The 13,805-nt window shown below is 66.1% G+C and carries 12 protein-coding genes; 2 read left to right on the forward strand and 10 right to left on the reverse strand.

Annotated elements, in window-relative coordinates; translation table 11 throughout:
- The 7 genes from N5D91_RS09205 to N5D91_RS09235 all read right to left on the reverse strand — a co-directional run.
- The coding region (locus N5D91_RS09205) for a hypothetical protein (protein ID WP_180854589.1) at positions 1-881 on the reverse strand (881 nt) is incomplete at its 3' end.
- 162 nt (positions 882-1,043) lie between these two features.
- Positions 1,044-2,750: a D-lactate dehydrogenase gene (gene dld / locus N5D91_RS09210; RefSeq protein ID WP_180854590.1), complete on the reverse strand. Its 1,707-nt coding sequence runs from the start codon at positions 2,748-2,750 to the stop codon at positions 1,044-1,046.
- Complete coding sequence (gene lldD, locus N5D91_RS09215) at positions 2,747-3,886, reverse strand: FMN-dependent L-lactate dehydrogenase LldD (RefSeq protein ID WP_180854591.1); 1,140 nt, start codon at positions 3,884-3,886, stop codon at positions 2,747-2,749. Before lldD ends, dld begins: the two co-directional genes overlap by 4 nt.
- A gap of 4 nt (positions 3,887-3,890) precedes the next feature.
- Complete coding sequence (gene lldR / locus N5D91_RS09220) at positions 3,891-4,655, reverse strand: transcriptional regulator LldR (protein WP_153856113.1); 765 nt, start codon at positions 4,653-4,655, stop codon at positions 3,891-3,893.
- Between the two features lie 53 nt (positions 4,656-4,708).
- Positions 4,709-6,367: an L-lactate permease gene (lldP, locus tag N5D91_RS09225; RefSeq protein WP_110712679.1), complete on the reverse strand. Its 1,659-nt coding sequence runs from the start codon at positions 6,365-6,367 to the stop codon at positions 4,709-4,711.
- A 582-nt stretch (positions 6,368-6,949) separates the two neighbouring features.
- The gene (locus N5D91_RS09230) at positions 6,950-7,708 is read right to left on the reverse strand and encodes an SDR family NAD(P)-dependent oxidoreductase (RefSeq protein ID WP_153856111.1); all 759 of its coding nucleotides are present in this window, start codon (positions 7,706-7,708) and stop codon (positions 6,950-6,952) included.
- A gap of 95 nt (positions 7,709-7,803) precedes the next feature.
- Positions 7,804-8,097, reverse strand: a complete 294-nt coding sequence (locus tag N5D91_RS09235) for a hypothetical protein (protein ID WP_125894599.1) — start codon at positions 8,095-8,097, stop codon at positions 7,804-7,806.
- A 57-nt stretch (positions 8,098-8,154) separates the two neighbouring features.
- On the opposite strand from N5D91_RS09235, the gene N5D91_RS09240 reads away from it, so the two are divergent.
- Complete coding sequence (locus N5D91_RS09240; RefSeq protein WP_180854592.1) at positions 8,155-9,108, forward strand: AraC family transcriptional regulator; 954 nt, start codon at positions 8,155-8,157, stop codon at positions 9,106-9,108.
- 220 nt (positions 9,109-9,328) lie between these two features.
- A complete protein-coding gene (locus tag N5D91_RS09245; RefSeq protein WP_180854593.1) occupies positions 9,329-9,793 on the forward strand; it encodes an SMI1/KNR4 family protein in 465 nt (154 codons plus the stop codon).
- Positions 9,794-9,891: 98 nt separating this feature from the next.
- Here N5D91_RS09245 and N5D91_RS09250 read toward each other — a convergent pair whose 3' ends face one another.
- The 3 genes from N5D91_RS09250 to N5D91_RS09260 all read right to left on the reverse strand — a co-directional run bounded on the left by N5D91_RS09250 (position 9,892) and on the right by N5D91_RS09260 (position 13,765).
- Positions 9,892-11,802, reverse strand: coding sequence for a CocE/NonD family hydrolase (locus N5D91_RS09250; RefSeq protein ID WP_180854594.1), 1,911 nt, complete (start codon positions 11,800-11,802; stop codon positions 9,892-9,894).
- Between the two features lie 218 nt (positions 11,803-12,020).
- A complete protein-coding gene (locus tag N5D91_RS09255) occupies positions 12,021-12,407 on the reverse strand; it encodes a DUF4440 domain-containing protein (RefSeq protein ID WP_180854595.1) in 387 nt (128 codons plus the stop codon).
- Positions 12,404-13,765, reverse strand: a complete 1,362-nt coding sequence (locus N5D91_RS09260; protein WP_180854596.1) for an MFS transporter — start codon at positions 13,763-13,765, stop codon at positions 12,404-12,406. Before N5D91_RS09260 ends, N5D91_RS09255 begins: the two co-directional genes overlap by 4 nt.
- Between the last annotated feature and the right edge of the window lie 40 nt (positions 13,766-13,805).

Genomic DNA, 13,805 nt, shown 5'->3' on the forward strand with positions numbered 1-13,805 from the left:
GGTTCGGTATACCCCGCACAATCCGGCAGCGCCTGGTCGGGGTGGAATACCCCATCGCTAAAGCGGAACAGCCGCGTGTAGCTGCACGCTGGGTCCTGCTCGGTGCGCAGGTCCTTCTTCTTCAGCGGCCCTTTGGCCAGCGAATCCTCGAAGCGCGAGACACCGGCCGGAAACCGCGTGGCCACGGTCTGGTAGCGCAGTACCGGCATGCCCTCGGCCGCCGTCTCCAGCCCCAGCCTTGCCGAGAACCCATACTCATCGTGGCAGGCACCGGCACGCTGCTTGATGTCCTGCTCGCTGAAGCAGGCGCGGATCATCGCACTGCCCAGCCACGGCACGGTCAGCACGTCGTCGTCCACCTGGATGTCGTCCTGCAGGTGGCGCACGCGTGCCAGCTGCAGCGTGGACGCATCGGCACCGCCGCCGGAATACATGCTGCTGAACGAGACGATGCCTCCCACCAGTACATTCTGGCGGGCCCGCTGCTGCGGGTCGGTCACAGGCTCGTCGCTGCCAACACCTGGGGCCAGCCGCACGATCCACGGCCACAGCTTCAGATCGCTTTCCTGCGGCACGTCGATGCTGACGTGATAGGTGTGTGGCGTGCGCTGGCCCGGCACCTTCTCAAGTACTTCCAGCACGGTCGGCCGATCACCATCTTCGGTGACCGGCTGCACGCGCACGCACCAGGCACGATCGAGGGTGCAGTCATAGAGCCCCGCTGGTCCCGTCTCATCGGCGACCAGCACCTGCCCCAGCGGCTCCATCACATTGCCGGCAGCGTCACGCTGCTGCGGCAGGATCGAGCCCTGCGCCAACACCAGCGCCGGGGTGGCCAGCAATGCAGCACACACGGTCGTGCGGGCAACGATGGGGGGCATGGGCGGCTCCTGCGGTTGGGATTCCGATGGTAACCGTTGCCCGGGCAGAGTCGAGCCATGCCCGACTTCGCCTTTGCAGAGTCGAGCCATGCTCGACTGCTGTCTGTCGGGAAGAGCAGCCGAGCATAGGCTCGGCTCTACAGTAAGGACACGTTGTATCCGTCAATGCCCATTGCAGTCGCAGCCACCCCACCCTCTCGCCTTCGACGTCTGGCCGATACCGGGATTGAACGTATTGCTCGGGTCCAGCTGCTTGTAGAACCCGGCCAGTGCCGGCTTGGCCGGGTACAGGTGGCCGACGTTGTGCTCGGCCGGGTACTCGGCGCCGCGCTGGTCCAGCAGTGCCCACATCGCGTGCTCGATCGCCATCGGGTCTTCGCCCTTGCGCGCGATGTAGTCCTGGTGGAACACGTGGCACAGGAAGTGCCCGTAATACAGCTTGTGCAGCAGGCGGCCATCGATATCGGCCGGCAACTGCTCGAACCAGTCGGCGTCATCGCGACGCAGGGCGATGTCCAGCGCCACGATGTCCTGCACCTGGTTGCGATGCACTTCGCGGTAACGCACCGCCGCGCCGGCCACGGCGAAGCGATGCAGGAAGGCCTTGCGACCCTCATCGGCCGTGCAGTGGAAGTAACCGCCCTCATGGTCGGCAAAGAAGCCGCGCAGCCACGCCTCGGTGTCCGCTGCGTCCTGCGCGGAGACCTTCAGCAACAGATGATGCTCGTAGCGCTGGCGGAACTCGCCCATGCGCTTGGGCAGGTGCGAGGGCAGCAGACCGGTCAGCACCTGCATCACCCGGTCGGTCACCCCGCGCAGGCCCAACCGCTCGAACCAGCCATCGACGCGGCTCTTCAGTGCGAAGGCGGCCGGCACGCGGGCGGTGCCAAGGCGGTCGATCAACAGGAAGCTGTCCTTGCCGTAGCGTTCGCCGATGTCATAGGCATCGCGGTGGATATACTCGCCGGCAATCGGCAGGCGTTCGAAGCCGGTCAGCAGTTGGCGCCGGATCGCGGTCAGGCTGTCGGTATGGTTGCTGCCGATGTAGAAGACTTCGGCCGCCTCCTTCTCGAAGGTGTCCAGGCGCACCGCGAACACTGCCAGCTTGCCGGCAGATCCCGCTGCCTCGAAGTGGCGGCTGGGGTCGGCATTGAAGCGTGCCGGCGTATCGGCATCGACCCGGCGCACTTCCTCGGCGTAGCGTGGATCGGAGGCGGCGCGGCCATCGCCGTCCCCAACGTCGGCAGCACGGTAGTCACCCGCCTGCAGGCGCTGCAGGATCTGCTCGGGCGTATGGCCCAGCGCGATGCCCAGATGGTTGACCAGCTGCAGCTGGCCCTGTGCATCGACCTGCGCATACAGTGCCAGCTCGGTGTAGGCCGGGCCACGACGCACCAGCGCGCCACCGGAGTTGTTGCAGATGCCGCCCAGTACCGAGGCGCCGATGCAGGACGAGCCGATCACCGAATGCGGTTCGCGGCCCAGTGGCGCCAGCGTCTGCTCCAGCCGGTCCAGCGTCGCGCCGGGCAGGCACAGCACCTGGCGGCCCTCGTTCAACAGCTGGATGCCGGTCAGGCGCAGCGTGCTGATCAGCACGATCGGACGCCCATAGTCGTTGCCATCCGGGGTCGAGCCACCGGTCAGGCCGGTGTTGGCCGCCTGCAGGATGATCGCTGCCCCGCCCTGCACCGCCGCCTGCAGAACACGCCACAGCTCCAGCAGCGTACCCGGGCGCACCACCGCCAGCACCGGGCCGTCGCCGAAACGGTAGCCACGGCGGAAACGGCGGGTGGCCTTGTCGCCGGTCAGTACATGGCGGTTGCCGACCGCATCGCGCAACTGCGTCAGCACGGCATCGTGGCCACTCACGGCAGGTTGACCAGCGAATCGCGGCCGATGTCAGCGATGCGGCGCGCACCGGTCAGTGTCATCGCCACGCGCATCTCCTTGGCGATCAGGTCCAGCAGGTTGACCACGCCAGCCTCGCCCTGCGCTGCAAGCGCATAGACGAAGGCACGGCCCAGCAGCACGGTGTCGGCCCCCAGCGCCAGCATGCGCACCACGTCCAGGCCGGTGCGGATGCCGGAATCGGCGAGGATCTTCAGGTCGCCCTGCACCGCATCGGCAATCGCCGGCAATGCACGCGCGGTAGACAGCACGCCGTCGAGCTGGCGGCCACCGTGGTTGGAGACCACGATGCCATCGGCGCCGAACTTGACCGCATCACGTGCGTCATCCGGGTCGAGGATGCCCTTGATCACCATCGGGCCCTTCCAGAACTCGCGGATCCACTCCAGGTCCTTCCACGAAATGGACGGATCGAAGTTGCTGCCGAGCCAGCCGATATAGTCCTCCAGCCCGGTCGGATTGCCGCGGTAGGTGGAGATATTGCCAAGGTCGTGCGGGCGGCCGAACAGGCCCACGTCCCACGCCCAGTGCGGATGGGTGATGGCCTGGCCGATGCGGCGCAGCGAGGCATTCGGTCCACTCATGCCGGAGTGGGCATCGCGGTAGCGCGCACCCGGCACCGGCATGTCCACGGTGAACACCAGTGTGGTCACCCCCGCGGCCTGCGCCCGCTCCAGCGCGTTGCGCATGAAGCCACGGTCGCGCAGCACGTACAGCTGGAACCACATCGGCCGCTGGATGGCCGGTGCCACTTCCTCGATCGGGCACACCGATACGGTGGACAGGGTGAACGGGATACCGCGGCTGTCGGCCGCGCGCGCCGCCTGTACCTCACCGCGTCGGGCATACATGCCGGTCAGGCCGACCGGCGCCAGTGCCACCGGCATCGCCAGCGTTTCGCCGAACAGTTCGGTTTCCAGGCTCAGGTCGGACATGTTGCGCAGGATGCGCTGGCGCAGCGCGATGTCGGACAGGTCGGAAACGTTGCGCTTCAGCGTGTGCTCGGCATACGCGCCGCCATCGATGTAGTGGAACAGGAACGGCGGCAGCCGGCGTTGCGCTGCGGCACGGTAATCGGTGGAGGCGGAGATGATCATGGGGTCAACCGTGTGGGGAAGGTAGACGCGAGGCCCGCGCACGCCGGGCTTCGTTGTCATCGAGGGTGCGCAGCGTGGTGTGCACGAACTCGAGGTGGGCATGCGCGGCGGCGCGCGCGCGTTCGGGGTCGCCGGCCAGCACCGCGTCCATCATCTCGCGGTGCTGGTCGGACAACGGCGAGAAGGTCCTCGCCGAGGTGTAGAGCTTTTCGCGGCTCTGCGAGATGTTGGTCTGCAGCAGCTCGAACAGGCCGCGCATCACCTGCAGCAGCACCAGGTTGTGCGAGGCCTCGGCGATGGACAGGTGGAAGGCTGCGTCGGCCTCCGCCTCGCCGGTGGGGTCGTCCTTGCCGTGCGCGTCCATCATGGTCTGGAAGGCCTGGGCGATGCGTGTGCGATCCTCGTCGGTGGCACGCAGCGCCGCATGCCAGGCGGTGGCACCTTCCAGCGCGTGGCGGATCTCCAGCACGTCGAAGCGGTATTCCGGATCGCCCTGGAACAACGGCAGGTACGGCGCCAGCGGTTCATCCAGCGCCTGCCGCGCGCGCGCCGCGGGTTCGGCCACGTAGGTGCCGCCACCGACCCGTGCGGTCAGCAAGCCCTGGCTGGCCAACTGCGCGATGGCCTCGCGCAACGACGTTCGCGAGACCCCCAGCTGCACCGCCAGGGTGCGTTCGGCCGGCAGACGGTCACCCGGCTGCAGCCGCTGTTCCTGCACCAGGCCGCGCAGCTGCGCGGCCACCTTGTCCGAAATACGTTGCGTGCTCATGGCACCATTGTGGCCCGAAGCGCGCAGCGGGTGGTCGGCCTGCCGTGCATGGCTCAGGGAATCATCCAGGTCAGCCAGTAGGCCTGGGCCAGGGTGATCAGGCCGACCATCGTGGTGAAGATCAGGCTGTGCTTGACCGTGAAACGGAACAGGTCCGATTCCTTGCCGGCCAGGCCGACCGCCGCGCAGGCAATGGCGATCGACTGCGGCGAGATCATCTTGCCGGTCACGCCGCCAGTGGTGTTGGCCGCCACCAGCAGCACGTCGGACACGCCGATCTGCTGCGCCGTGGTGGCCTGCAGCGCCGAGAACAGCGCGTTGGACGAAGTATCCGAGCCGGTCAGGAACACGCCCAGCCAGCCCAGGAACGGCGAGAAGAACGGGAATGCGTCGCCGGTATGCGCCAATGCCAGTGCCAGCGTTGCCGACAGACCCGAATAGTTGGCGATGAAGGCGAAGGCCAGCACCATGCCGATCGAGTAGATCGGCATGCGCAGCTCACGCACGGTCTCACCGAAGGTCTGCAGCGCCGAACGGGCCGGCATGCGCAGCGCGATGATCGCGATCACCGCGGCCAGGATGATCGAGGTGCCGGTGGCCGAGAACCAGTCAAACTTGTAGATCGCCTCGTAGCTGAGCGGTGCATCCACGATCGGCGGCATCTTCTGCACCATCTGGTCGAGGCCCGGCACCGGGATTTTCAGCACCCAACTTTCCAGCGGGCCGCCCGCCGCGAACAGCGACTTGAACGGTTTGATGCTCCACAGCGTGACCATCGCGGTGAGGATCAGGAACGGCGACCATGCCTTGGCGACCTGGCCGACGCTGTAGCGTGGCGCTTCCAGTGCCTGTGCAGCGGCCTCGGCGCTGGTTTCGGTATCGAAGCGGAAGATCCGCACCGGCTTCCAGCGGCGCAGGAACAGGGTCAGGCAGACCAGCGATGCCAGTGAGGCGGTGATGTCCGGCAGTTCCGGGCCAATGAAGTTGGAGGTCAGGTACTGCGCGATGGCGAACGAGCCACCGGCCACCAGCACCGCCGGCCAGGTTTCCTTGATGCCACGCCAGCCATCCATGATCGCCATGATCCAGAACAGCACGATGAGGGTCAGGAACGGCAGCTGGCGGCCGGCCATCTGGCCGATCTCGAACGCGTCCAGGCCGGTAACCTGCCCGGCCACGATGATCGGAATGCCCATTGCACCGAACGCCACCGGCGCGGTGTTGACGATCAGGCACAGGCCGGCGGCATACAGCGGCTTGAAGCCCAGCCCGACCAGCAGTGCCGCGGTGATCGCCACCGGCGCACCGAAGCCGGCCGCGCCTTCCAGGAAGGCACCGAAGGCGAAGCCGACCATCAGCATCTGCAGGCGCTGGTCCTCGGTGACCGACAGGATCGAGGCACGGATGATGTCGAACTGCCCGGTCTTGACCGAAACCTTGTAGAGAAACACCGCGCCGATGATGATCCAGGCGATCGGCCACAGGCCGTAGACGAAGCCGAAACCGGCCGCGCCCAGCGCCTGGGTCAGCGGCATGCGATAGAACAGCAGGGCCACGCCGAGTGCGATGGCCACGGTGATCGTGCCGGCCAGCCAGCCCTTCATCCGCAGCACGGCCAGAGCGATGAAGAAGAACGCGATCGGCAGCAGCGCGATCAGGCTCGACAACCACAGGTTGCCGGCGGGGTCGTACAGGTGTTGCCAGGGCTGCATGAAGGCTCTCGACTGGGGGCGGGATGTGCTCCACCGCACGCGGTGGGTCGCCGCGGCCGCCGATTATTGGTAGTACCAATAATGATATCGATCAGACCACGTGCAGCGGATTTAACCGCCACTCCGGCGAAGCGCCTATTAGACCATAGGGCTAGACGTCATATTGGTCCTACCATTTCGCGAGGTAAGGGTCAGAGCCCCTGCGGGGATCTGACCCTGCCTGGGCCCTTGGGGTCGGATCCCCGCAGGGGCTCCGACCCCACTCCGCGTCAGATCTTCTTCTCCAGCCGCCGCATCACCGCCAGCACCAGCACGCACAGCACGCTCACCCGGATGGCAACCACGTACCTGCCGATGCCCACGGCGATGCCGATTGCTCATCTCGCGCTCGACGCCGAGCAGCATTGCTGCGGCCACGCGCAGCAGGATCGAGACATCCTGGGTGAGTTACATGGGCAGGCTCCGGGAGTTTCCCGGAGCGTCGCGTGGCACCCGTGGCACAGAGCTGAGGGCCACACCACAGCCCGTTCACCCGACAGCGCCGGGCCGTGTCCAACGCCTGCGCCATCTGTGATCAACGCATCACTGCGCCAGGTAGCCACCATCAATGGCGTAATAGGTACCGGTCGCGAACGAGGCGTCGTCGCTGGCCAACCAGGCCACCAGTGCCGCTACTTCCTCGGCCGTGCCCAGCCGCTTCAGCGCATGCCGCGCTTCCAGTGTCGCGCGCACCTTCGGATCCATCTTCTCCAGCAGCGGCGTGTTGATGAAACCCGGGCCGACCGCATTGACACGGATGCCATCTGCGGCATGTTCCCAGGCTGCGGTCTGGGTCAGGCCGACCACGCCGTGCTTGGCCGCTACATACGCGGTGGAACCGGCATACCCCACCTGGCCCAGGATCGACGCCATGTTGATGATGCTGCCACCGGAACCCGCCGCACGCATCGCCTGGATCTGCGCACGCTGGCACAGGAATACGCTGGTCAGGTTGACGTCGATCACCCGCTGCCATCCGTCCACCGGATAATCACCACTGCTGGCCGCCGGCCCACTGATGCCGGCGTTGTTGACTGCGACATGCACGCCGCCCAGTTCCTTCACCGTGCGCTGCACCGCCGCTTCGACGGCGGCATCATCGGTCACGTCCAGCGCGACGCCGATGGCCTGCACGCCGCTGTCCTGCAGCTGTGCCACCGTGGCATCCACCGCGCCCTGCTTCAGGTCCCAGACCGAAATACGCGCACCGGATGCGGCGAGGGTCTGCGCGACCGCCAGGCCGATGCCGGATACGCCGCCGGTCACGATCGCGGTCTTGCCGGTGAGCTGGTAGTCAATCATCTGCGTTCTCCATCAGTGGGGGTATCGATGTGACCTGCAATGGCCAACCGCCCCACCCTACGCGCCCGCTCGTGATGGCCCGGCCGACATCGCGTCTACGGGTGATCGTTCCAGCCATGAAACCTCAACTCAAGTTGATGTATGGAATTGCGTACGGATATGCATGCAAAACGCTGGCGTATGTTCGGCGGCATTTTCACTTTGGCCGTAATCGTCAATCGTTTTGACCATATTGAAATCAAAAGCGCGCGAATCAAGGCGACAATGGGAAACGTTTCCAGTTTCTTCGACACATTCCATTCAACCTGGTGTTCCCCCACCATCCAGCGTGCCCACGCCCCTGCTTCCCAGCATGTCTGCACGGGTAACGACGGGATCTGCATCTGCATTGCAGAGCGCGTGGGCGAGGTAATGCCAGCGTCCACCTCCAAAGCACGTGCCGAGCGATGTCCCGATATTTCACTTTTGCTGATTACCGCCGCTTCGGCCACCGCCATGGCTTCGATTACCGCGCCGCCCCGGAACACCTGCGTGACGACCAGTGGGCCGGCCATGGCGAGGTCAACGAGCAGTTCCTGCGCGGCGGCATGAGCCTGATTGCCTCCGACGTCCATAATCGCTTCCCTTATGTCGCCACCGCCCAGCAGAGTCCCGGCCTGGCCATCCGCGTGATGCTGCAGGGCCAGGTCGATGTGCGCATTCCGCGACGTGGTGGTTTCACCCTGCGTGCTGGTACGGCGATGACCGCGCACCACCGCGAACAGGTTGAGATGACCGGTACGCATCCTGGCGAAACGCGCATGCGCGGCGTCAGCGTGATGGTGCCCGGCCAGATCGATCCGGACCTGTTCCAGCTGCCACAGTTGGAGACCGCGCTCAACACCCACCTGGAATGCCGCCACTGGGCCATTCCGCATACCCTGCTGCCGGTGCTGGGCCAGCTGTTCGAAAGCCCATGGGAGGACGGCATCGACGCGTTGTGGCGCGAAGGCGTCGCACTGCAGCTGCTGGCCGTTGGGCTGAAGGCCGAGGATCTGCAGACCGACCATGTACGAACGCTGCGGGCTGGCCAGCGCGAGCGCCTGGAGCGCGTGCGTGCCTACCTGCATGACGATCCCAGCCACGCCCATAGTCTGATCGAACTGGCCCAGCTGGCCTGCATGAGCCCAAGCTCGCTTCGCCGTCATTTCGCCCAGCAGTACGGCTGCTCGGTGTTCGACTACCTGCACGAACAACGCATGCGCCACGCCGAGCAGGGCCTGCGCGAAGACGGCTGGACTGTCGAGCAGGCTGCGGCCGCCAGTGGCTACCGTCACCCCAGCAACTTCGCGGCTGCGTTCCGCAAGCGTTTCGGCCTGGTACCCAGCCGCTGGCGCACCGGGCCCTCAAAGGTCGGATAGCAGCTTCTGCTTCACGCCATCGCGGATGCCGGCCAGCGGCCGGCACAACCGCAACCGCCTGAATCGACCTGCCATGGCTCCGCTCTGGTAGGTGTCGACCTTGGTCGACACGCGCTGGAAGCGATCATATTCCCGACACATCTCTGCGCATGTCGCATATGCCCATTGCCGCCAAAGATGGGCCGCGCCATCGTAGTAAGGCTGACTACAGGGACTTCTCGTGGACAATCGAGATCAACCAAGCACGCCTTACTTCATCCGATGCATCCAAAGTCCATGGCTACCCGAGACAGGCGGGCATGAGGACGATCTACGCAGCTTACAGGCACATTGGAGCGAGGCAGCGATTCCAGAGGAATTCATGCTGCTCCTGCGTTGGTCAAACGGTGGGCGCTGCGTGTTCCCTCATGCTTATGTCGACCTATGGTCCATCGCCACCATCATTCAGCTCAACCGCAGCTACCAGATCCGTCGTTATCTTGGCGACTACCTGATGGGCATTGGAACGGACGGTGGATCGACGCTCATCGCGCTCGATCTCTGCCCGCTCAGTCGCGGACAGATCATCTCATTCGATCTGGGCGATCTCGACATCAGCCGGGGAAAGCCCATCGCCGAATCAATTGCCGAACTCTTTCGGAAGTTCGACAGTGGGCTGCTGACGAGCGACAACCTTTATCCTTGAGCATAGAAACGCCGGCCAGCGGCCGGCACTACCAAAACCGTCGTGCATCGCGCGGGCCCAGGTAGCGCCGGGCCATGCCCGGCGTCACCCTGTGGGCCTCAATACACCGGCAGATCGATGTAACTGGCCTGCGCCGCGCTGTGCCAGACCCGCTGCGTGGCCTTCTGGTAATCGCCGGGCTTGGCCAGGTAGACGTTCGGCACGTAGGTCTGCGGGTTGCGGTCATACAGCGGGAACAGACTGGACTGCACCTGCACCATCACCCGGTGACCCTTCTGGAAGGTGTGGTTGGCGTTGGGCAGGTCGAAGCGGTACGGCAGCACCTGGTTCGCCGCCAGCGGCTTCGGATCGCTGAAGCTTTCGCGATAGCGGCCACGGAAGATCGCCAGCGACACCGGCAGCTCGTAGCCGCCCATCTCCGGCGTCGACGCTTCCTGGTCCGGATACACGTCGATCAGCTTCACCACCCAGTCGCTGTCGGTGCCGCTGGTCGAGGCCTGCAGGTGCACCACCGGCGCGCCGCCGATGCGCAGCGGCGCGGTCAGCGGTTCGGTGATGAAGGTCAGCACGTCCGGGCGGCCATCAACGAAGCGCTGATCCTTGACCAGCCAGGTGGTCCACATGTCGCGGTCACCGAAACGCACCGGACGCGGCACGAACGGCACCGGCTTGGCCGGGTCGGACACGTATTCCTCGAAGTCGCCCTCGCCCGCCGCCGGTGCCTGGAACGCCAGCTTGCCGCCGGCACGCAGGTACAGCGGCTTGCTGCTGGCAGCACAGCCCTTGTCGCAGCTGCGTGGCCAGCCCTTCAGGCGATCCCAGTGGTTCTCGCCGGTGTTGTAGATCAGCACCGGCGGCGTATCCGCCTTCGGCGCACCGTCCACCAGATACTGGTCGAAGAACGGCTTGAGCACGTCACGGCGGAACTGCAGCGCGGTATCGCCATCGAACTTCAGCGCGCCCAGCTCGCTACCGCTGTAGTTCACCTGGCTGTGCCGCCACGGTCCCATCACCAGGTAGTTGCGGTTGTTGCCGCTGTCGCGCCCTTCCATTGCCTGGTAGGCGTGGTTGGCACCCCACATGTCCTCCTGGTCCCACAGGCCCTGCAGCCACATGGTCGGCACCTTCAATGGCGTCTTCGCCATCACCGCGTCCAGCGCCTGGCCCTGCCAGAAGCCGTCATAGGCCGGGTGCTCCACCAGTTTCTTCCACCAGGTCAGCTGGTCCACGCCGGTGAAACGCGCGTAGTCGCCGGCCGAACCGATGCGCAGGAAGGTGCTGTAGTCATCGTAGCCGAGGCTGGGCAGCGGCGTGCCCTTGCCGCGCTTCTCGGTCTGCATCGCGAAGTAGTTGAAATTGACCTGGCGGAACGCGCCGTAGTTGAGCCAGTCGTCGCCCATCCAGCCATCCACCATCGGGCTCTGCGGCGCAGCCACCTTCAGCGCCGGGTGCGGGTCGGTCAGCGCCATCACCACGGTGAAGCCCTCGTACGACGAGCCGAGCATGCCGACCTTGCCATTGCTCTCCGGCACGTTCTTCACCAGCCAGTCGATGGTGTCCCAGGCGTCGGTGGAGTGGTCCACCTTGGTGTTGTTCAACGGCCCGCGCAGCGGCCGGGTCATCACGTAATCGCCTTCGGAGCCGTACTTGCCGCGGATGTCCTGGAATACGCGGATGTAACCGCCATCGACAAACACCTCGTCGCCCTGCGGCAGCAGGTCGCGCATGCGCGGCGAATCACTGCGGCTGGCGCGGCCGGCTGCGTCGTAAGGCGTACGGGTCAGCAGGATCGGCGCATTGCGCGCGCCCTTGGGCACCACGATCACCGTATACAGCCTGGTGCCATCACGCATCGGCACCATCACCACGCGCTTGTCGTAGTCACGACCGACATCGGGGGCAACGAAGGGCTTGCCGCTGATGTCCGGGGTCATCGGCGGGGTTTCGGCGGCCAGCACGGTGCTGGACAGGCAAAGGGCGATGGCTACAGCAACGGCACGCACACGCATGGAGACCCCTCCCGGCAGGAAAGCCTCAAGCCTACTCCTGCCTTGTACCGTGAAGTGTGGGCGGGCTTTGCATTCTGCGGTGGATGCAGGCAGGACTGATGGCACATGTGCGACCAGCTGCTGCGCCCGACGGCAACCGGTCGTGCCGGCCGCTGGCCGGCAACTTCATCCACCCCGGGCACGGTACGCGGTTGCCGGCCAGCGGCCGGCACTACCGATCAGGCTGCCGGCACTTCGTGCAACGCCAGCCAGCGCCAACGGCCATCTTCCTGCCGCAACACCGCCAGTGCCTCACGCCAGGCCATCACACCCTCAGCAACGGCCTGCCCCTCACGGTAGCGCAGCATCGCCAGCGGAGACGGCACCGGGATGAACTGCAGGGCATCGATTTCGATACGCAAGCCCGGGCGCGCACCATGGCCGCCAGCGAACATGCCGGCCAGAGCTTCACGGTCCAGGCGCTGCCCGGCAATACCGACCATGCTGAAGTCGGTACAGAAATGGTCCATCAACGCATCCAGCGTGCTGGCGGCGGCTTCCGCACGGAACCAGGCCTGCAGCTTGGCGATCAGATCATGGAACTCGTTCTCTGCGGTCATCGTCATTGCGTTGTCTCGGGTTGGGAAAGGAACATCGATTGCGGCCGGCGCAGCAACGCCATCGGCAGCAGGGTCAGTACAGCAGCCAGACCCAGCGCCACGCCGGTGGCATGGGCCGGCAGCCATTGCATGGCCAATGCCAGCAGCAGCGCGATGGCCGCGGTGCCCAGGCAGAAGCTGAGCTGGCGATTGAGGTTCCAGAGTGCGCTGGCATCACCCAGCGCCTCGCCCTCGACCCCATGGAAGGCCAGCGTCTGTGCGGTGCTGCTGCACAGGCTGCCGCCGGCGCCCATCAGCGCGAACAGCAGCCCGGCCAAGGCGACGTGCGGCTGCGGCAGCAGCGCCATCAACAGCAGGCCGCCGGCCTGCAGAAGCATGCCCGTACGCAGTACCGTGGCCGGACCGAAGCGGGCCAGCAGGCGCTTGCTGGCCGTGATCGCCATGGCCGAGGCCAGCGCCCAGGGCAGCATCAGCGCGCCGATGCGCGCGGCACTGTAACCAGCCTGGTGCAGCTGCAGCGTGCTGACCAGCTGGCTGCCGATGAATACACCGGGTACTGCCAGGTAGACCAGCATCGCCAGGCGCAGGCCGCGATGGGATAGCAATGACCAGCGCAGCAGGGGTTGCGCCTGCTGCCGTGCATGCCGCAGGTGGGCCGCCGCCAACAGCAATGCGATCAACAGCAGTACGGCGCCGGCGGCCCGATGGCCGGGTTCACCCAGCCAGGTCAGCGCCAGCAGCAGTGCGCCCAGCGCCAGCATCGCGGTGGACAGCGCATAGGCCTGCAGGCGTGGCGCACTACGCGCGCCATCGGCCGGCATCCACGCCAGCACCAGTCCAATCGCCACCACGGCCAGCGGCAGGCTGGCCCAGAGCACACCGCGCCAGGACAACCACTGCACCAGCAGCCCACCGAGCGCGGGCGCCAGTGCCGGTACCAGCAGCGCCACCAGCAGGATGCGGCGGGTCAGCGCGCCACGCTGGTCGGGCGTGCACTGTCGGTACGCTGCCGCCTGTGCCACCGGAATCAGCAGGCCACCGGCCAGGCCCTGCAGCAGGCGCCAGCCCAGCAGCCAGCCGATACCCGGTGCGGCGCCGGCCAGCGCAGCGGCAACCGCGAACAGCAGCAACGCCACCAGCAGCAGGCGACGCTCACCACAACGCGCGGCCAGCCAGGGCGCCAGCGGAATCACCACGCTCAGGCCCAGCATGTAGGCGGTGCCGACCCAGGCCAGGGTGCTGATATCGGCGTGCATCTCCGCTGCCAATGCCGGATAGGCCACCGTGGCGATGAACATGTTGACCAGATCCAGGGCGAACACCAGCAGGAAGATCGCCTCATGGCGCAGGCGGGGGGACGGCATCGGCGGCGCTCCAGCGGGGAAGCGGCCAGCATGCCGTCCG

Origin of the sequence: Stenotrophomonas sp. GD03794 (assembly GCF_029842145.1) — a bacterium.
Taxonomy (GTDB): domain Bacteria; phylum Pseudomonadota; class Gammaproteobacteria; order Xanthomonadales; family Xanthomonadaceae; genus Stenotrophomonas; species Stenotrophomonas riyadhensis.